Below are 22,277 nucleotides of genomic sequence, written 5' to 3'. Positions count from 1 at the left end.
CCGGTCAGCCGTGTGCGGCTGACCGGCGCCCTGCGTCAATCCATCCATTCACCATTGGAAAACCTCACCGAAGGTGTCGTCGGCATGCCCGAAAACAGCCCTGTCCGCACGGTGGAAACCGCCCCTGGCCTCCTCTCCCTGACTGCGGCCCAGGAGGGAGTGTGGTACGGCCAATTATTCGATCCCGGCAGTCCGAAGTACAACATCGGAGAATGCCTGGAGATCAGAGGAACGCTCGACGAGAGACTCTTCGCCGCAGTGGTCGACCGCGTGGTCCACCACTGCGAGAGCCTCAACACGGCGTTCGTCACCGAGGACGGGCAGCCCTACCAGCGCATCGTCCGCCCGGCCCGGGTCACGAACCGGCTGCGCCTGGTGGACCTGGCCGGCGCCGAGGACCCCCGGGCGGCGTCGGAGCGGTACATGGCCGAGGACATGGCCGCCGTCGACGACCTGGCGTCGCCCACCCACCACTGGGCGCTGCTGCGGCTGGGGCCTGAGCTGCACCACTGGTACGTCCGGTACCACCACATCGCGATGGACGGCCTGAGCGGCGCCCTGGTGGCCCGGTCGGTGGCCGAGCTCTACACCCGGGCGGCGGGCGGCGAGGACCTCACGTCGGCGGAGCCGCCCGGTGACTCGCTGCGGGCCCTGGTGGCGGACGAGGCGGAGTACCGCGCCTCGGACCGGTACCAGGCCGACCGCGCCTACTGGACCGAGCGGTTCGCCGGGCGGGCGGGCGCCGGCAATGGAAACGAGGACGGGGGCGGCTTCCCGCTGCTGCGCAGGCGGACCGGCCTGCCGGGCCCGGGCGGGACCGCGACGGCCCTGCACACCGGGGAGACGCTGCCGCTCGCCGTGTTCGACGGCCTGCGGCGGCTGGCGAAGGCGGGCCGTACCACCTGGAGCGCCGTGCTGGTCGCGGCGCTCGCCGCGTACACCGGGCGGGTCACCGGGCGGCGGGAGGTCTGCGTCGGCCTGGCCTCGCACGGGCGCCCCGGCGGGCTGCGGGAGGCGATCGGCATGACCGCCACCGTGCTTCCCGTACCGCTGGCGCTCACTCCCGGGCTGACGGTCGAGGAGCTGGTGCGCGGTGTCGCCGGCGAGATGCGCGCTGCCCTGCGCCACCGGCGCTTCTCCCGGGAGCAGCTGGCACGCGAACTCCACCAGGCGGACGGGGTGGCACAGCTGACCGACCTCGTGGTGAACATCATGGGGTACGACTACGACCTGGAGTTCGCGGGCAGCCGGGCCACCTCCCGGGTGCTGTCGATCGGCCCGGTGGACGACGTCTCGCTGTTCGTGTCGGAACGGTCGGAGGGCACCGGCCCGCTGATCGGCTTCGACACCAACCCGGACCTGTACGACCCCGAGGACGTCCGGCTGCACCAGCAGGCCGTGATCGGCTTCCTGACCGCCTTCGCCGCTGCGGACAGCGCCACCCTCGTCAACGACCTGCCGCTGACGGAGGGCCGGGCCGCGGCGGAGCTGCTGGACCAGGGCCGTGGGACCGAGCTGCCCGCCGACCTGACGGTGACCAGCCTGCCGGAGGCGTTCGCGGCACAGGCCCGCAGCGCGCCCGGCTCCCCCGCCGTGGTGGACGGCCCGCTGACGCTCTCGTACCGGGAGCTGGAGCTGGCCGCCGCCGCGCTGGCCGGCCAACTGGTCGGCTGGGGCCTGCGGGCGGAGGACGGCGTCGGTGTGCTGACCGGCCGCTCGGCCGCCGTGGTGACCGCCTCGCTCGGTGCGGTGACCGCCGGTGCCGGGTACGTGCCGATGGACGCCGCCTGGCCGGACGCGCGCCTGGACCGGGTGGCCGAGATCGGCCGGGTCCGCGCGCTGGTGGTGGACGAGGAGGCGGCAGGGAGCGGCTGGGTGCAAGGCGCGGCCGGGCGGCTGCCGGTGCTGGTGGTCGACCGGCTCGGCACCGTGCTGCGGGGTGCCCCGGACCGACCGGGCCCGCTGCCCCGGCGGATCAGCGCCGACCGGCTCGCGTACACCGTCTTCACCTCCGGCTCCACCGGCCTGCCCAAGGGCGTCGGCGTCTCGCACGCGGACGTGCTCGCCCTGGCGGCCGACAGCGCATGGAGCGGCGACACCTGCACGGCGGTGCTGATGCACTCGGCCTACGTCTTCGACGCCTCCACCTTCGAGATCTGGGCCCCGCTGCTGCGCGGCGGCCGGGTGGTGGTCGCCCCGCCCGGGGTGCTGGACGCCCGGGCGCTGGCGGCGGCCGTGGCCCGGGACGGAGTGAGCGCGCTCTTCCTGACCACGGCGCTGTTCAACGAGATCGCCCGGACCGACCCGGCCGCGTTCGCCGGCCTGCGCGTGGTCGCGGCGGGCGGCGAGGCCGCCTCGCCGGAGCTGATGCAGCGCGCCGCCGCGGCGGCGCCGCAGACCCGGGTGCTGCACGTCTACGGCCCCACCGAGACCACCACCTTCGCCAGCCGCCACCACGTCCGGCCCGGGCCCGACGGGGTGCCGCCGATCGGCGGCCCGCTCGACGGGACCCGCCTGTACGTGCTCGACCAGGCGCTCCGCCCGGTGCCGGCCGGCGTGGTCGGCGAGCTGTACGTGGGCGGCACCGGCGTCGCCCGCGGCTATCTGGGCCGCCCCGGCCTCACCGCCACCCGGTTCCTGGCCGACCCGCACGCCCCGGGCGGCGCCCGGATGTACCGCACCGGCGACCTGGTCCGCTGGACCGGGAACGGCACCGTCGAGTACGTCGGACGGGCCGACGGCCAGGTCAAGCTGCGCGGCTTCCGGATCGAGCTCGCCGAGATCGAGTACGCCCTGCTCACCCTCCCGGGTGTGCGGGACGCGCGCGTGCTGGTCCGCGAGGACGTCCCGGGCAACCCCCGGCTGGTCGGCTACGTGGTGCCCGCCGCCGGAGCCCGGCCGGACGGTCCGGAGCTGGGCCGTGCGCTCGCCCGGGTGCTGCCCGCGTACCTGGTGCCCGCCGCGTTCGTGCTGCTCGACGCGCTGCCGCTGAACGCGAACGGGAAGCTCGACCGGCAGGCGCTGCCCGCCCCGCAGGGCCCCACCGCTGCCGGGGCCGCCGCCCCGCGCACCCCGCAGGAGGAGCTGCTCGCCGCCCTGTTCGCCGACGTGCTCGGGCTGCCGGCCGTCGGTGTCGACGACGACTTCTTCGCCCTCGGCGGCCACTCGCTGCTCGCCACCCGGCTGATCGGCCGGATCCGGGCCGCGACGGGTACCGAGCCCACCCTGCGGCAGGTGTTCGAGCACCCCACCGTCGCCGGGCTGGCCGCCGTGCTGGGCCCGGCCGGGCCGGTGCGGCCCGCCGTCGCCGCCGGGCCCCGGCCCGAACCCGTACCGCTGTCCTCCGCGCAGCGCCGCCTGTGGTTCCTCAACCAGGCGGAGGGCGCGGACGCCACCTACAACCTCCCGCTGGTCCTCGCCCTGGACGGGCCGCTGGACACCGCGGCGCTGCGCGCGGCGCTCGGGGACGTGGTCGCCCGGCACGAGAGCCTGCGGACGGTGCTGCCCGAACGGGACGGCACGCCGCAACAGAGCGTGCTCACCCCGCAGGCCGCCCTGCCGCTGGTCCCGCTGACCGTCGAGGCGCTCCCGCCCGGCGAGCCGGCCGAGGAGTGGACCAGGGCCGTGGTGGACCGGCTGACCGCGGCGCCCTTCGACCTCACCACCGACCTCCCGGTGCGTGCCCGGCTGCTGCGGGCCGGGCCGGACCGGCACGTGCTGGTCCTGGTGCTGCACCACGTCTGCGCGGACGGCTGGTCGCTGGCCCCGCTCTGCCGGGACCTCGCCACCGCCCACCGGGCCCGGACGGCGGGCGCCGCCCCCGACTGGCCGGCCCTGCGCGTCCAGTACGCCGACTACGCGCTCTGGCAGCGCGGGTTGCTCGGCGCCGACGACGACCCGCAGAGCCTGACCTCCCGTCAGCTCGCCTTCTGGCGGGGCGCCCTGGCCGGCGCGCCCGACCTGCTGTCGCTGCCCCTGGACCGCCCGCGCCAGGCGGCGCCGAGCCACCGGGGCGACGCGGTGCCGTTCGAGCTGCCCGCCGAGGCGTACGCGCGCCTGGTCCGGCTCGCCCGGGAGTCGGGCTGCACGCCGTTCATGGTGCTCCAGGCCGCGCTCGCGGTGACGCTGCGCGCGCACGGTGCCGGTACCGACATCCCGGTCGGCGCCGCACTGGCCGGCCGGACCGACGAGGCGCTGGAGGAGCTGGTCGGCTTCTTCGTCAACACCGTGGTGCTGCGCACCGACCTCTCCGGCGACCCGACCTTCCGCGAACTGCTCACCCGGGTGCGGGAGTTCGACCTCGCGGCGTTCGCCCACGCCGACCTGCCGTTCGAGCGCCTGGTCGAGGGCCTCAACCCGGAGCGCTCGGCCGGCCACCACCCGCTGTTCCAGACCATGCTGGTGCTGCAGAACCAGCAGCGCGCGGAGCTGGACCTGCTGGGGGTCACCGTCCGCGACCTGTCCCGGCACCCCGGGACCAGCAAGTTCGACCTGACCTTCTCGCTGGCCGAGACGGCCGGGACGGCCAGGACCGGGGACGGGGACGGCCCGGGCACCGCGCTCGGCGGGTACCTGGAGTACGCCACCGACCTGTTCGACCGGAGCACGGCCCGGGCGCTCGCCGACCGGTTCGCCCATCTGCTGGCCGAAGCGGTGGACGCTCCCGACCGGACGGTCGGCGACCTCGACCCGCTCACCGCGCAGGAGCGCGCGCGGGTGCTGGAGCTGGGGCTCGGCGCCCGCCGCCCGCTGCCCTCGCGGACCGTGCCCGAGGCGGTCGCCGCCTGGGCGGCCCGCACCCCGGACGCCCCCGCCGTCCGGGACGCGCACACCCGGCTCGGCTACGCCGAGCTGGACGCCCGGGCCGACGCGCTGGCCCACGCCCTGCGCCGGCGCGGTGCCGGGCCCGGCACGCTGGTCGCGCTCGCCGTCCCGCCCTCCGTGGACACCGCCGTCGCCATGCTGGCCGTGCTGCGGACCGGGGCCGCCTACGTCCCCGTCGACCCCGACTACCCGCCCGCCCGCGTCCGGCAGATGCTGGCGGACGCCCGGCCCGTCCTGCTGGTCACCGGCGCCGGAGTCCCCGCCGACCTCCCGGCGGGCGACCTCCCCCGGCTCGGCCTGGACGACCCGGAGCTCCGCGCCCCGGCCGCTCCCGGCCCCCTCCCCCGTCCGCGCCCCTCGGACCCGGCCTACGTCATCTACACCTCCGGGTCGACCGGCCGCCCCAAGGGTGTGGTCGTCCCGCACCTGGCCCTCGCCAACCACATGGACTGGATGGCGGACCACCTCCACCTCACCCCGGACGACCGGGTCTTGGCGCGTACCTCGACCAGCTTCGACGCCTCGGTCTGGGAGCTCTGGCTGCCGCTCACCCAGGGCGCCGAGGTCTGCGTGACGCCCGCCGGAGCCAACCGGGAGCCGCGCGAACTGCTCGCCTGGATGCGCCGCTTCGACGTGACGGTGGCTCAGTTCGTCCCCTCCCACCTGGCCCTGCTGCTCGCGGACAACGCCGACGACACCGACGCCGCACCGCCGGCCGGCCTGCGCGCCGTCCTGTGCGGCGGCGAGACGCTGCCGCGCACCCTGGCCGAGGCCGTCGCCGACCGCTGGCGGGCCGAGCCGCACAACCTGTACGGGCCGACCGAGGCGACCATCGACGCCACCGCCCACCGCGTCGGCCGCTCCGACGCCGGGGAGGCCCGCACCGGATCGGTGCCCATCGGGCGGCCGGTCGACGGCATGCGCGCCTACGTGCTGGACCGGCGGCTGCGCCCCGTGCCGCCCGGTGTCACCGGGGAGCTGTACCTGGCCGGCGCCAACCTCGCCCTCGGCTACCACGACCGCCCCGGGCTCACCGCCACCCGGTTCGTCGCCGACCCCTTCGAGGCTCCCGGGGCCCGGATGTACCGCACCGGCGACCTGGCCCGGTTCGACGGGGACGGCCTGCTGCACCATGTGGCCCGCGCCGACGACCAGGTCAAACTGCGCGGGTTCCGGATCGAACCCGGCGAGGTGGCGGCCGCCCTGCTGGAGCTGCCGGGGGTGACGGCCGCCTGCGTGCTGGTCCGCGAGGACCTCCCCGGGCGGCCGCGCCTGGTCGCGTACGCCGTCCCGGCCGAGCCGGCCCCGACCGCCACCGCGCTGCGGGACGCCCTGGCCGAGGTGCTGCCCCACCATCTGGTGCCCGACGCTGTGGTCCTGCTGGACGGGCTCCCGCTGCTGCCCAACGGCAAGGTGGACCGCCGGGCCCTGCCCGTACCCGCCGACACCCCGTCACCGGCCGGAGCCCGCCCGCAGACGCTGCGGGAGGAGCTGCTGACCGGGATCTTCGCCGAGGTGCTGGCGCGTCCCTCGGTGGGACCGCAGCAGAGCTTCTTCGACCTCGGCGGGCACTCGCTGCTGGCCATGCGGGTGGTCAGCCGGATCCGCACCGTGCTCGGCGCGGACCTGACGGTGCGCACCCTGTTCGAGCACCCGACCGCCGCCGCGCTGGCCCGCGTCCTGGACCCGGCGGCGCCCGGCCGGCCCGCGCTCACCCGCACCGGCCACGCCGACCGCCCCGACCCGCTGCCGCTGTCCGCCGCCCAGAGCCGGCTCTGGTTCCTCAACCGGATGGACGGCCCCGGCTCCACCTACAACCTCCCGCTGGTCCTGGAGCTGCGCGGCACCCTGGACCCGGACGCCCTGCGCGGCGCCCTGCTCGACGTGGTGGACCGGCACGAGGCCCTGCGCACCGTCTTCCCCGAACGGGACGGCACGCCCCGTCAGCTCGTCCTCCCCGCCGAGGCCGCCGCGCCCCGGCCACCGGTGGAGAGCACCGCGCCGAAGGACCTGGAGGCGGCCGTGCTGGCCGCCGTCGGCGAGCCCTTCGACGTGCTCACCGACCCGCCGCTCCGCGCCCGGCTGCTGCGCGCCGCGCCCGGGCACCACGTGCTGGTGCTGGTGCTGCACCACATCGCGGGCGACGGTTGGTCGCTCGGCCCACTGACCCGGGACCTCGCCGAGGCCTACCGGGCCCGCCTGACCGGCCCGCAGGCCGCGGGAGCGCTCCCGGCGGCGCCGCTCCAGTACGCCGACTACACCCTCTGGCAGCGCGAACTGCTGCGCGAGGACGGGGAGCTGCTGCCCCGTCAGCTCGACCACTGGCGCCGGGCGCTGGCCGGTCTGCCCGCCCTGCTCGACCTGCCGCTGGACCACCCCCGACCGGCGACCGCAGACGCCCGCGGCGCGGTGGTGGAGTTCGACCTCCCGCCCGCCCTGCACACCGCGCTGCTCGGCCTCGCGCGGGGCACCGGGAGCACCCTGTTCATGGTGCTGCAGGCGGCCGTGGCCGCCCTGCTGCACCGGCACGGCGCGGGCGAGGACATCCCGCTGGGCACCCCGGTGGCCGGGCGCGGCGAGGAGGCGCTGGAGGAGCTGGTCGGCTTCTTCGTCAACACGCTGGTGCTGCGCACCGACCTCTCCGGCGACCCGACGTTCCGTGAGCTCCTGCACCGGGTGCGGGAGTTCGACCTGGCGGCGTTCGCCCACCAGGACGTGCCGTTCGAGCGGCTGGTGGAGAGCCTGAACCCGGTCCGGGCCCGGGACCACCACCCGCTGTTCCAGACCATGGTGGTGCTGCAGAACCAGCAGGCCACCCGCCCCGAACTGCCCGGCCTCACCGTGGAGCAGCGCCTGGTCCACAACGGCCTGAGCAAGTTCGACCTGACCTTCTCCTTCGGCGAGGAGCCGGGCCCGGACGGCACGGCCGCCGTCCTCTCCGCCGGGCTCGAGTACGCCACCGCGCTGTTCGACCGGGCCACCGCCGAGGCGCTGGCGGCCCGGCTGGTGCGGCTGCTGGAGCAGGCGGTGGCCGCACCGGACCAGCGCCTGTCCGGGTACGAGCTGCTCACCGCCGAGGAGCACCGCCGGGTCTCGCACTGGGGCGCGGCGCACCCGCTGCCGCCGGCCGCCACCACCCTGCCCGCGCTGTTCGCCCGCCAGGCGCACCGCACGCCCGGCGCCCCCGCCGTCACCGACGGCGCGGTCACCCTCTCCTACGCCGAGCTGAGCCGGGCCTCCGCCGAGCTCGCGGTCGTCCTGGCCGGTCACGGCATCGGCCCGGAGGACGCCGTCGGCGTGCTGCTGGGTCGCTCGGCCGCCGTGGTGACGGCCTCGCTCGGCACGGTCCGCGCGGCGGCCGCGTACGTCCCGCTGGACGCCCGCTGGCCCGCCGAGCGGCTGGACCGGGTCGCCGCCGTGGCGGAGCCCCGCCTGCTGCTGGTCGACGAGGAGAGCGCCGCCACCCCGTGGGTGGCCGGCCGGGCGGCCACCCTGCCGCTGGTGGTGCTGGACCGTCAGGGCCGGGTCCTGCGGGGCGCGCCCGGGCGGCCCAGCCGTCCGGAGCGGGTGCCGGGCCCGGATTCCCTGGCGTACGTGATGTTCACCTCCGGCTCCACCGGCTTGCCCAAGGGCGTCGGCGTCACCCACGCCGACGTCGCCGCCCTGGCGGAGGACGCCGCGTGGTCCGACGGCGCCGCGGACGCGGTGCTGATGCACTCCGCGTACGTCTTCGACGCCTCCACCTTCGAGATCTGGGCGCCGCTGCTGAACGGCGGCCGGGTGGTGGTCGCCCCGGACGGGCTGCTGGAGGCCCGCACCCTGGACGCCGCCGTCCACGACCACGGCGTCACGGCGGTCTTCCTGACCACCGCGCTGTTCAACGTGATCGCGGAGACCGACCCGGGCGCCTTCACCGGCCTGCGGGTGGTCTGCGCGGGCGGCGAGCTGGCCTCGCCCGACGCCATGCAGCGGGTCGCCGCCACCGCACCCGGGGCCCGGGTGCTGCACGTCTACGGACCCACCGAGACCACCACCTTCGCCACCCGGTACGCCGTCACCGCCGACCTCCCGGCCGGGCCGCCGCCGATCGGGCGGCCGCTGAACGGCATGCGGCTGCACGTCCTGGACGCCGCCCTCGCCCCCGTGCCCCCGGGCGTGGTCGGCGAGCTGTACCTGTCCGGCCGGGGCGTGGCCCGCGGCTACCTGGGCCGCCCCGGCCTGACCGCCGGACGCTTCGTCGCCGACCCGTTCGCCGCCGACGGCAGCCGGATGTACCGCACCGGCGACCTGGTCCGCTGGACCCCGGAGGGACAGATCGCCTACGTCTCGCGGGCCGACGGACAGGTCAAACTGCGCGGCTACCGGATCGAGTTGGGCGAGGTCGAAGGAGCCCTGTCGGCCCACTCCGAGGTGGCCGACGCCTTCGCTCTGGTCCGCGAGGACCTGCCCGGCGACCGTCGGCTGGTCGCGTACGTGGTCCCCACGGCCGGCACCGGCGCCGACCCGGCCGGGCTGGCCCGGGAGCTCGCCCTGGAGCTGGCCCGGGTGCTGCCCGCCTATCTGGTGCCGTCCGCGATCGTGCCGCTGGCGGCGCTCCCGCTCACCCCGAACGGGAAGGTGGACCGCGCCGCCCTGCCCGCCCCGGCCCAGTCCACCAGCGTCCCGGGCCGGGCGCCGCGCACCGCCCGGGAGGAGGTGGTCTGCGCGGTCTTCGCCGACCTGCTCGGCCGCCCGGCGGTCGGCGCGGACGACGACTTCTTCGCCCTCGGCGGCCACTCGCTGCTCGCCACCCGGCTGGCTGCCCGGCTGCGCGCGGTGCTCGACCTGGAGGTCGAGGTGCGGACCGTCTTCGACCACCCCACCCCGGCCCGGCTGGCCGCCGCCCTCGACGGCGCGGACACGGCCCGCGCCCGCCTCGAGCGGGCCGCCCACCGGCCCGACCCGATGCCGCTCTCCCCCGCCCAGCAGCGACTGTGGTTCCTGCACCGCTTCGAGGGGCCGAGCGCCACCTACAACGTGCCGCTGGTGCTCCGGCTGGACGGGCCGCTGGACGGGGACGCCCTCGCCCGGGCCCTGGCCGACCTGGTCGGGCGGCACGAGAGCCTGCGCACCGTCTTCCCGGACACCGCGGGGGTGCCGAGCCAGCGGGTGCTGGACGCGGCGGGCGCCGACCTCGACCTGACGCCCCGCCAGGTCGACCCGGCGCAGTTGGACACCGTGCTGAGCGCCGAGACCGCGCACACCTTCGACGTCAGCCGCGAGCGCCCCGTCCGGGCCCGGCTGCTCCGGCTGGGTGAGGACGCGCACGTCCTGGTGCTGCTGCTGCACCACATCGCCGGGGACGGCTGGTCGCTGGAGCCGCTCGCCCGCGACCTGGGCACGGCCTACCGCGCCCGCACCGGCGGGACTGCCCCCGACTGGCCCGAACTGCCCGTCCAGTACGCCGACTACACCCTCTGGCAGCGCGCGCTGCTCGGCGACGAGGACGACCCCGCCACACCGGCCGCGCGGCAGCTCGCGTACTGGCGCTCCGCGCTCGACGGCCTGCCCGACCTGCTCGACCTGCCGCTCGACCGGCCGCGCCCGGCCGTCGCGAGCCACCGGGGCGAGGCGTTCGCCTTCCCGGTGGACGCCGCGACGCACCGCGCGCTCGGCGAGCTGGCCCGCTCGCGCGGCAGCAGTCTGTTCATGGTGCTCCAGGCCGCACTCGCCGTGCTGCTCCGGGCGCACGGGGCCGGCGAGGACATCCCGCTCGGCACCCCGGTGGCCGGGCGCACCGACGAGGCGCTGGACGAGCTGGTCGGCTTCTTCGTCAACACGCTGGTGCTGCGCACCGACCTGAGCGGCGACCCGACCTTCGATCAGGCCCTGGACCGGGTGCGGGACTTCGACCTCGCCGCCTACGCCCACCAGGACGTGCCGTTCGAGCGACTGGTGGACGCGCTGGACCCGCAGCGCACCCAGAGCCGCCACCCGCTGTTCCAGACCATGCTGGTGCTGCAGAACCAGGCCGGCGCGGCCGTCGAACTGCCGGGCCTGACGGTGACGGAGCAGCAGGTGCGCACCGGCATCAGCAAGTTCGACCTGACCTTCACCTTCACCGAGCGCCGGGACGAGCGGGGCGGCCCTGACGGCCTGGACGGGACGCTCGAGTTCGCCACCGACCTGTTCGCGCCCGCCACCGCCCGCGCGCTCGCCGACCGGATGGTCCGGCTGCTGGGCTCGCTCGGCGCCGACCCCGCACAGCGGGTGGGTGCGGTCACCGTGCTGGCGCCGGAGGAGACGGCCGCCCTGCTGCGGGCCGGGCACGGCGCGGTCCGTCGGGTGCCCGAGCGCACCGTGCCCGGGGCGTTCCGGGCCCAGCGCGACCGCACCCCCGACGCGCTCGCTGTCCGGGACGGCGCCCGCAGCCTGACCTTCGCCGAACTCGACCTCCGCTCCGACGCGCTGGCCCGGCTGCTGCGCGGCCGGGGTGTCCGACGCGGGGAGGTGGTGGCGCTGGCCCTGCCGGGCACGGCCCACCAGGTGGTGGCGATGCTGGCGGTGGCCAAGGCCGGGGCGGCCTGGCTGCCGCTCGACCCGGACCATCCGGCCGCCCGACTCCGGTCGGTGGTCGAGGACGCCCGGCCGGTCCTGCTGCTCACCTCGGAGCAGGTCCGCGCGGCGCTGCCGGTGCTGCCGGTCCCGGTGCTCACCGTGGACGGGGCGCCCACCGGCCCGGAGGCGGACCTCGACACCCCCGGGCCGCTGGACGCCGCGTACGTCATCCACACCTCCGGCTCCACCGGCCGCCCCAAGGGCGTGGTGGTCACCCACGCCGCGCTCACCAATCACATGGCCTGGATGGCGGACCACCTCGAACTCACCGACGCCGACCGGGTGCTGGCCCGCACCTCGCCGGGCTTCGACGCCTCGGTCTGGGAGACCTGGCTGCCGCTGCTGCACGGCGGTGCCACCTGCCCGGTGCCGCCGGACCTGACCCACGACCCGGCCGCGCTGCTGGCCCGGATGCGGGCCGAGGGGGTGACGGTGGCTCAGTTCGTGCCCTCGCTGCTGGCCCTGGTGCTCGGCGAGACCGAGCACGAGGAGCCGCCGGCCGCGCTGCGGGCCGTCCTGTGCGGCGGTGAGCCGCTGCCCGTGGCGCTGGCCGAGCGCGCCGTACGGGCCTGGGGCGTGGAGACGCACAACCTGTACGGGCCGACCGAGGCGACCATCGACGCCACCGCCCACCGGTACGGCGGCGGGGACCGCGAGGGCTCGGTGCCGCTCGGGCACCCCGTCGACAACACCCGCGCGTACGTCCTGGACGGTGCGCTGCGCCCCGTCCCGGCGGGCGTGGTGGGCGAGTTGTACCTGGCGGGCGAGGGCCTGGCGCGCGGCTACCTGGGCCGGCCCGGCCTGACCGCCGGCCGGTTCACCGCCGACCCCTTCGCCGCCGACGGCAGCCGGATGTACCGCACCGGCGACCTGGTGCGGCGCGACGCGGACGGGCGGCTCGGCTACCTGGGCCGGGCCGACGACCAGGTCAAGCTGCACGGCGTGCGGATGGAGCCCGGCGAGATCGAGGCCGCGCTGACGGCGGTCGAGGGCGTCGGGGCCGCCTGTGTGCTGGTCCGCGAGGACCGTCCGGGCGAACAGCGGCTGGTCGCCTACACGGTGGCCGCCTCCGGCCGGGCCGCCGTCCCCGAGGACGGCGAGCTGCGCGCCCGGCTGGCCGCGGTGCTGCCGCCGTCGATGGTCCCGTCGGTCTTCGTCCGGCTGGACGCGCTGCCGCTGCTGGCCAACGGCAAGACCGACCGGCGGGCGCTGCCGACGCCCGCGCTCCCCGCCCCGGTGGCCGACCGGGCGGGCGGACGGCCTCGCACCGAGCGGGAGCAAGCCCTGTGCGAGGCGTTCGCCGCAGTGCTGCGGCTGCCCGGGGTGCGCACCGACGACGACTTCTTCGCGCTCGGCGGTGACAGCATCCTCTCCATCCAACTGGTCAGCAGGGTACGCGAGTTCCGGCTGCGGATCACCCCCCGGGACGTGTTCCTGCACCGCACGCCCGAGGCGCTCGCACTGGTCGCCGAGGACGCCGGCGCGCGGACGGCGGCCCCGGTGGACGACGGGGTCGGCACCATGCCGCTGACCCCGATCGCGGCCTGGTTCCTGGACCGTCCGGGGCCGACCGACGGCTACAACCAGTCCGCGGTGCTGCGCACGCCCGCCGACGCCACCCAGGAGCGGCTCACCGCCGCGCTGCAGGCCCTGGTCGACCACCACGACATGCTCCGGGTCCGCGTCACCCGCACCGCCGGGGGCACCCCCGGACTGGAGACGCTGCCCCGGGGCACGGTGCGGATCGCCCCCCGCCTCGCCCGGATCGACACGGCCGGGTACGCGGAGGACAAGGTCCGCGCGGTCCTCACCGAGGCGGGCGAGCAGGCCCGGCGCCGGCTGCGGCCCGCGCACGGCGAGGTGGTCGAGGCGGTCTGGTGCGACGCCGGGCCGGGGGTGCCCGGACGGCTGCTGCTGCTGGTGCACCACCTGGCGGTGGACGCGGTGTCCTGGCGCATCCTGGCCGAGGACCTGGTCACCGCCTGGACCTCCGGACCCGGGGCCGCACTGCCATCCGTCCCCACCTCCTACCGGGCCTGGGCCCGGCTGCTCGCCACCGCCGCCGAGCAGGGCACCCGGGCGGCCGAGCTGCCCCGCTGGGAGGCGCAGGCCCACGCCGTGGCCGCGCCCCTGAGCACCCGTCAGCCGGACCCGGCCCGGGACACCGCGGCCCGGACCAGGACCCTCACCACCCACCCGGCCGGCGCCGCCACCGAGGCGCTGCTCAGCACCGTCCCCGCCGCCTTCCACGCCGGGGTGGACGACGTCCTGCTCACCGCCCTCGCACTCGCCGTCCGCAGCCTGCGGGCCCAGCGGGGTGAGGCCGGTGACGGTGTGCTGATCGACCTGGAGAGCCACGGCCGCGAACAGCTCACGGCCGAGCTCGACCTCTCCCGGACGGTCGGCTGGTTCACCAGCCTCTACCCCGTGCTGCTCGACCCGGGCCCGCCGGACCCGCGCGACCCGGAACGGCTGGACGCCGCCGTGGTGGACCGCGCCGTCAAGCGCGTCAAGGAGCAGCTGCGGGCGGTGCCCGACCACGGCATCGGGTACGGCGTGCTCCGCCACCTCGACCCGGTGGCGGCCGCCCGGCTGGCCGGGGCGCCCGACCCCCAGATCGGCTTCAACTACCTCGGCCGGTACGCCGCGGCCGGGCAGGGCGGCGACTGGGAGGTGCTGCCCGACGGCGGTGCCCCGGCCGCCCAGGACCGGGACATGCCGGTCCACCACGTCCTGGACATCAACGCACACACCGAGGACGGCCCGGCCGGCCCGCGGCTGGTGGTGCGCTGGACCTGGGCGGCGGAGCTGCTCGACCGGGCGGAGGTCGGCGCCCTGGCCGACGCCTTCGACCGGGCCCTGCGCGCGCTGGCCGACCACGCGGAGCAGCCCGGCGCGGGCGGCCTGACGCCGTCCGACCTTCCCCTGGTCACCCTCGACCAGGGCCAACTCGACCGACTGAAGACCAAGTGGGGTGGACGCGCATGACCGGGTTCGAACTCGAGGACGTACTTCCGCTGACGCCCTTGCAGGAGGGCATGCTGTTCCACGCCCTGTACGACCAGGCCGCGATCGACGTCTACACGGCGCAGTTCGTCCTCACCCTGGAGGGCACCGTCGACCCGGCCGCGCTGCGGGCCGCCGTCGCGGCGCTGCTGCGGCGCCACGCCAACCTGCGGGTCGGCTTCCTGCACGAGGACCTGGACCAGCCGGTGCAGGCGGTGGCCGCGCAGGTGCCGGTGCCGCTGCGCACGTACGACCTGACGGCGGGTGAGGGCCCGGGCGGGGTGGCCGACCGGCTGCGGGAGTTCCTGGCCGCCGACCGGGTCCGGCGGTTCGACCTGGCCGATCCGCCGCTGATGCGGTTCGCCCTGCTGCGCACCGGGGCGGACCGCCACCGGCTGGTGATGACCAGTCATCACCTGCTGCTGGACGGCTGGTCGTTGCCGCTGCTGCTGAGCGAGCTGTTCGAGCTGTACGCCCGCCACGGCGACGACTCCGCCCTGCCGCGCGTCACCCCCTACCGCAACTACCTCGCCTGGCTCGCCGGGCAGGACCGGGCCGCCGCGCTGGACGCCTGGCGCACCGCGCTGGCGGGGCTGGAGGGCCCCACCCTGCTGGCCGGGCGCGGCCCGGCGGAGCAGGGCCGGGTCGGGGGGCTGCCGGAGCGCGTGGTGCTGGAACTGGACCGGGACACCACCGAGCGGCTGCGCGCCACCGCGCGTGCCCACCGGCTGACCCTCAACACCCTGGTGCAGGGCGCCTGGGGCCTGCTGCTGGCCCGGCTGACCGGCCGGTCCGACGTGGTGTTCGGCACCACCGTCTCCGGACGGCCGCCGGAGCTGCCCGGCGTCGAGTCGATGATCGGACTGTTCATCAACACGGTGCCGGTCCGGCTGACCCTGCGCGCCGGGGAGAGCCTCGCCGGGCTGCTGGCCAGGTTCCAGGACGAGCAGGCCCGGCTGCTGGGCAGTCAGCACACCGGCCTGGCCGAGATCAGCGGCACGACCGGGCTCGACACCCTCTTCGACACCCTGGCGGTCTTCGAGAACTACCCGCTGGACCAGGAGGGCCTGGCCGCCGCCGGGCGGCGCCTGCCCGGGCTGGCCGTCACCGGGATCGAGGGCGCCGACGCCGCGCACTACCCGCTGACCCTCACCATCGCCCCCGGCGCCACCCTGCGCCTCACCTTCGCCCACCGCCCCGAGCTGCTGGACGGCGCCTGGGCGGCCCGCACCGCCGCCCGGATGCGGACGCTGCTGACCGCGCTGGCCGACGGCCTGGACGTCCGCGCCGACACCGTCTCCGTCCTGCTGGACGGCGAGGCCGAGGCCCTGCTCGCCGCCGGGGCCGGCCCGGAGCCGGTGGCGGACGTCCGCGCCACCGACCTGCCCGCCGCCGTCGCCCGCCGGGCCGCCGCCCACCCGGACGCGCTCGCCGTCACCGGCTCCGCCACCGGCCTGACCTACCGTCAGCTCACCGCCCGGGCCGACCTCCTGGCCCAGGCACTGACCGGTCTCGGTGCGGCACCCGAGGAGGGCGTCGGCCTGCTGCTGAGCCGCTCCGCCGCCCAGGTCACCGCCCCGCTCGGGGTGCTCCGGGCCGGTGCCGCGTACGTGCCGCTGGACCCGCGCTGGCCCGCCGAGCGGCTCGGCCAGGTGACCGCGGCCGCCGCCCCCCGCCTGCTGATCGTCGACGCCGCCCACGCCACCCACCCCTGGGTGCGCGAACTCGGCCCCGGGGTACGGGTGCTGACGGTGGACGACACCGGCCGCGTCACCAGCGGCGGGCCGTACGCCCCGGGTCCGCTGCCCGCCCCGGCCGGCGGCGAGCGGCTGGCCTACACCATGTTCACCTCGGGCTCCACCGGCCGGCCCAAGGGCGTCGGCGTCACCCACGGCGACATCGCGGCACTCGCCGCCGACCGCACCTGGAGCCGGGACGGGGCGGGCGAGGCCGTGCTGATGCACTCCGCCTACGCCTTCGACGCCGCCACCTTCGAGCTCTGGGTCCCGCTGCTGCGCGGCGGCCGGGTCGTCCTCGCCCCCGACGGCGTGCTCCAGCCCGAGCAGCTGCGCGAGGCCGTCACCCGGCACGGCGCCCGCGCGGCCTTCCTCACCACGGCGCTGTTCAACGTCTTCGCCGAGACCGACCCCGGCGCGCTCGGCCTGCTGCGGCTGGCCGCCGGCGGCGGGGAGGCGGCCGCCCCCGGCGTGCTCCAGCACCTCGCCGCCGCGTACCCCGCCACCCGCGTCCTCAACGCGTACGGGCCCACCGAGGCGACCACCTTCGCCCTGCTGCACCGCGTCCCCGCCGAGCACGCCCCGGGCGGCGTCCCGCCGATCGGCCGACCACTGGACGGCGTACGGGCGCTGGTCCTGGACGGCGCGCTGCGCCCCGCCCCGGACGGCGCCGAGGGCGAGCTGTACCTCGCGGGCCCCGGCGTGGCCCGCGGCTACCTCGGGCAGCCGGGCCTCACCGCCACCCGCTTCGTCGCCGACCCCTTCGCGGCCGACGGGAGCCGGATGTACCGCACCGGCGACCTGGTGCGCCGCGCCCCGGGCATCGGTCTGGTCCACGTCGGCCGCGCCGACCAGCAGGTCAAGCTCCGCGGCCACCGGATCGAGCCCGCCGAGATCGAGGCCGCGCTGCGCGACCACCCGGCGGTGCGGGCCGCCTGCGTCGTGGTGCGGGAGGACCGGCCCGGCGACCGCGCCCTGGCGGCGTACGTCGTCCCGGCGGCCGGCCGCACGGCCGACCCTGCCGCTCTCACCGCCCACCTGGCCCGCCGGCTGCCCGCCCACCTGGTGCCGCCGAGCGTGCAGGTGCTGGCCGCCCTGCCGATGACGGCCAACGGCAAGCTCGACCGCGCCGCGCTGCCCGCACCCGACGCCCCCACCGGGGCCACCACCGCCGCCACCGGACGGGCGCCGCGCGGCGCCCGGGAGGAGATCCTCGCCGCGCTCTTCGCCGAGACCCTCGGCCGGGCCCGGGTCGGCGCGGAGGACAACTTCTTCGCGCTCGGCGGCAATTCACTGCTCGCCACCCTGCTGGTCGGCCGCATCCGCACCGCGCTGGACGCCGAGGCGCAGATCCGCACGCTCTTCGAGCACCCCACCGTCGCCTCGCTCGCCGCCGCCCTGGCGGACGCCGGCCGCCCGGCCCGGCCGCCCCTGACCGCCCGCCCGCACCCCGAGGCGCTCCCGCTCTCCCCCGCCCAGCAGCGGCTGTGGTTCCTGCACCGCCTCGACGGCCCCTCCGCCACCTACCACATCCCCTTCGCGGTACGCCTCGAAGGCGAGCTCGACCCGGACGCCCTGCGGCTGGCGCTGCGCGACGTCCTGCTCCGGCACTCCGCCCTGCGCACCGTCTTCCCGGCCGGTCCGGACGGGCCGGTGCAGCACGTCCTCCCGCCCGAGGAGGTCCGGCTGCCGTTCACGCTGGAGTCCGTCGACGAGGAGAAGCACGCGGACCGGATCGCGGCCGCCGTCGCCGAGCCGATCGACGTCGAGCAGGACCTGCCGCTGCGGGCGGTGCTGCTGCGGCTCGCCGAGCGCACCCACGTCCTGGTCCTGGTGATCCATCACATCGCCGCCGACGGCTCCTCGCTGGCTCCGCTGGTCCGCGACCTCGGCACCGCCTACCGGGCCCGGCTGGCGGGAGCGGCCCCCGCCTGGAGCCCGCTCCCCGTCGACTACGCCGACTACACCCTCTGGCAGCGTGAACTGCTCGGCGACGAGCAGGACCCCGACAGCCCGGTGGGCCGTCAACTCGCCTTCTGGCGCGAGGCCCTGGCCGGGCTGCCGGAGCGGGTGGAGCTGCCCCGGGACCGCCCGCAGCCGGCCGTCGCCCGGCACGACGGCGCCACCCACCACTTCACCGTCGGCCCCGACACCACCCGCCGGATCGAGGCCCTGGCCCGGGCCGGCCGGTGCACCCCCTTCATGGTGCTGCAGGCCGCCCTGGCGCTGCTGCTGTCCCGGCACGGCGCTGGGGAGGACGTCCCGCTGGGCACCGCCGTGGCCGGGCGCACCGACGCGGCCACCGCCGACCTGGTCGGCTTCTTCGTCAACACCCTGGTGCTGCGCACCGACCTCTCCGGCGACCCGACGTTCGGCGAACTCCTGGACCGGGTCAAGGAGTTCGACCTGGCCGCGCACGCCCACCAGGACGTCCCGTTCGAGCGGCTGGTCGAGCTGCTCAACCCGGCCCGGGCCCAGCACCACCCGCTGTTCCAGACCATGCTGGTGCTGCAGAACCACACCCGGGCCACCCCCGTCGACCTGCCCGGCCTCACCGTCCACCCGGTGCCGCTGGATCTCGGCGCCAGCAAGTTCGACCTGTCGTTCACCTTCGCCGAGACGCCGGACGCCGGGCCCGTACCGGGCACGCTGCTGGGGAGCGTCGACTACGCGACCGACCTCTTCGACGCCGACACCGTCCACACCCTGGCCGACCGGCTGGTCCGCCTGCTCGACGCCGTCACCACCGACCCGGACCTGCCCCTGCACGCCTACCAGGTGCTCGACCCCACCGACCGGGCCCGGCTCGCCCGGTGGGGCACCGGCCCCAACGCCGCCGTCGCGACCTTCCCCGAGCTGCTGTCCGCCTGGGTGCGCGACACCCCCGACGCACCCGCCGTCCGCGACCCGCACACCACCCTGACCTACCGTCAGCTCGACGCCCGCGCCGACACCCTGGCCCGGCAGCTGGCCGCCCACGGCGTCGGCCCCGAGGACCGGGTCGCGGTCGCGCTGCCCCGGGACGCCGCCCTGCCCGTCGCCCTGCTCGCGGTCCTCAAGGCCGGCGCCGCCTACCTGCCCCTGGACACCGACTACCCGGCCGCCCGGCTGGCCCACATGCTGGCGGACGCGGCGCCCCGGCTGCTGCTCACCACCCCCGAGCTGCACCACCGCCTCCCCGCCGGCACCGTCCCCCACCTGTACCCGGGCGACGACCACCCCGCCCTGTCCGGGCCGCTGCCGACCGCCCGCCCCGAGCACCCGGCCTACGTCATCCACACCTCGGGCTCCACCGGCCGCCCCAAGGGCGTGGTCGTCACCCACCGGGGCATCGCGGCGATGGCCGCCACCCAGCGCGAACGCCTCCGGGTCACCCCGGCCGCCCGCGTCCTGCAGCTGGCCTCGGTGAGCTTCGACGCCGCCTTCTGGGAGCTCTCGATGGCCCTGCTCGCCGGGGCCTGCCTGGAGCTCGACACGAAGGAGGCGCTGCTCCCCGGCCCGGCCCTGGCCGACCGCGTCCGCGACCACGGCATCACCCACCTGACCCTCCCGCCGGCCGCCCTCGCGGTGCTGCCGCCCGACTCCCTGCCCGCCGGGACGACCATCGTGCTGGCCGGCGAGGCCTGCCCGCCCGCCCTGGCCCGCACCTGGTCCCGCGGCCGGCACCTGGTCAACGCGTACGGGCCCACCGAGACCACGGTCTGCGCCACCATGAGCGACTTCCAGCACCCCGACGGGCCGTTCGCCCCCGACCGCACGGTGCCGATCGGCGCCCCCGTCGACGGCACCCGGGTCCAGGTCCTCGACGACCGGCTGGTACCCGTACCGCCGGGCATGGCGGGCGAGTTGTACGTCTCGGGCGAGGGCCTGGCCCGGGGCTACCACGGGCGGCCCGGGCTCACCGCCACCCGGTTCGTCGCGGACCCCGCCGCAGCCGACGGGAGCCGGATGTACCGTACCGGCGACCTCGCCCGCTGGGACCGCCACGGCGAGCTGGAGTACCTCGGCCGGGTGGACGACCAGGTCAAGCTGCGGGGCTTCCGGATCGAGCTCGGCGAGATCGAGGCGGCCCTCACCGCCCTGCCCGGCATCGCCGCCGCCTGCGCCGTCGTCCGCGAGGACCGTCCCGGCGACCGGCGCCTGGTCGCCTACACCGTGGCCGCCCACGGGTCCGACGACGCCCCGGACGGCGACCGGGTACGGGAGTTGCTGGCAGCCGTCCTGCCGGAGCACATGGTGCCCTCCGCCCACGTCCGCCTCGACGCCCTGCCGGTCACCCCCAACGGCAAGACCGACCGCCGGGCCCTGCCCGCACCCGCCGACCCCCGGACCACCGGACGCGGCCCGCGCACCGAGCGCGAACGCGCGCTGTGCGAGGTCTTCGCGCAGACCCTCGGGCTGCCTGCGGTCGGCGCCACCGACGACTTCTTCGCCCTCGGCGGCCACTCCCTGCTCGCCGTCACCCTGGCCCGGCAGATCGAGGAGCGCTTCGGCCGACGGCTGCCGCTGCGCGCACTGTTCGCGGCCCCGACCGTCGAAGGCGTCGCCGGTCTGCTGGGCGGCAGCAGCACGGCCCCCGAACGGATCGACTGGGCGTCAGAAGTCCGCCTGGCCCCGGACATCACCGGCCGGGCCCGCCCCTCCCGGCCCTCCTCCCGGCCCCTGCTCACCGGGGCCTCCGGCTTCCTCGGCGCGTACCTGCTCCGCGACCTCCTCGACGCCACCGGCGGCCCCGTCGACTGCTTCGTCCGCGCCCGGGACGAGCACGACGGAGCCCACCGCCTGGAGGCCAACCTGCGCCACTACGGCCTCTGGCACGACCGGTACCGCCCCCTGATCCACCCGGTCCCGGGCGACCTCGCCACCCCGGGCCTGGCGCTCACCCCCGAGGTCCGCGCCGCCTTGGTCCGCCGCCTCGGCCCCGTCCTGCACAACGGCGCCCGCGTGCACTTCGCGGCCGGCTACGCCGACCTGCGCCCCGCCAACGTGGCCGGCACCGAGGAGCTGCTGCGCCTGCTCGCCGACTCCGGCTCCCCCGGCCTGCACTACGTGTCGACCACCGGCGTCCACGCCCCGACCGGGGGTCCGGCCCGCATCACCGAGCGCACCCCGACCGGCCCGGCCCACGCCCTGCCGGACGGCTACTCCCGGAGCAAGTGGGTCGCCGAGGGCCTGGTCGGTCTCGCCCGCGAACGCGGCCTGCCGGTCACCCTGCACCGCCCCGGCCGGATCAGCGGCGACACCGGCACCGGCGCCTGCCAGGAGCACGACCTGCTCTGGCAGCTCGTCAAGGGCTGCCTCCAGGCCCACGCCGTCCCCGACCTGCCCCCCGGCTCCACCGGCTGGGTGCCCGTCGACTTCGTCAGCGCCTCGATCGTCGCGCTCTGCACCACCGACCGCGACGGCACCGAGACCTTCCAGCACACCCACCCCGACCCGCCCGCCCTCGACGCGGTCTTCGACGCCGCCCGCACCGCCGGCTACCGGGTGGACACCCTCCCCACCGAACAGTGGCAGCACGCCGTGGCCGCATCCCCCGACAACGCCGCCCAGCTCTTCCTGGGCGAGCCCGGCCGGGCACCGCGCACCACCGAGGCCCGGCACTTCGACTCCCGCGCCACCGCAGCCACCGTCGCGGCCCTGGGCGTCCACGCGCCCGCGCTCACCGCGGAGGTGATCGCCCGCTACCTCGCCTACTTCCGCGACACCCGCTTCCTGCCGTCCCCGGACGCCCGCTGACAACGGCTCAGGCCGATCCACCGGGCCCACCGGGACCATCCGCGGACCCCGCCGGCGGCCACCCCGCTTTCGAGGGGTGGCCGCCGGCGCCGGCTGTGGCCGTCGGCCTGGCCGCCGCCGTCAGGGCCGGGCTGGGTGGTGGTGGGCATCAGGTCGGCCTTCCGCGAGCAGCACGGCCGGAACCGGCGTGGTGGCCGGCCCCGACGCCCGGGCGGGCAACCGGACGCGGCCGACCCTGCACAAGTTCCAGGGCCAGGGGCCCGTGTGCCCGGCAAATGGGCGGAGAGCAGCACCGTCCGGGCCCGCCGCCAGGTCACCACCGCCCCGGTGCCCCTGCGGACGATCCGCAGCAGCCGTCCGCCCTCGTCATCATCG

The 22,277-nt window shown here is 76.9% G+C and carries 2 protein-coding genes; both read left to right on the top strand.

What is annotated here, in order from left to right:
- Positions 1-84: 84 nt before the first annotated feature.
- Positions 85-14,409, top strand: a complete 14,325-nt coding sequence (locus OHV05_RS34945) for an amino acid adenylation domain-containing protein (protein WP_405021332.1) — start codon at positions 85-87, stop codon at positions 14,407-14,409.
- Complete coding sequence (locus tag OHV05_RS34940) at positions 14,406-21,902, top strand: amino acid adenylation domain-containing protein (protein WP_405021331.1); 7,497 nt, start codon at positions 14,406-14,408, stop codon at positions 21,900-21,902. Before OHV05_RS34945 ends, OHV05_RS34940 begins: the two co-directional genes overlap by 4 nt.
- Positions 21,903-22,277: the final 375 nt, after the last annotated feature.

The sequence above is a fragment of the Kitasatospora sp. NBC_00070 genome, from assembly GCF_045041205.1.
Taxonomy (GTDB): Bacteria; Actinomycetota; Actinomycetes; order Streptomycetales; family Streptomycetaceae; genus Kitasatospora.
Note: the sequence above shows the minus strand (reverse complement) of the source record. Positions and strands in the feature narration are given on the sequence as shown.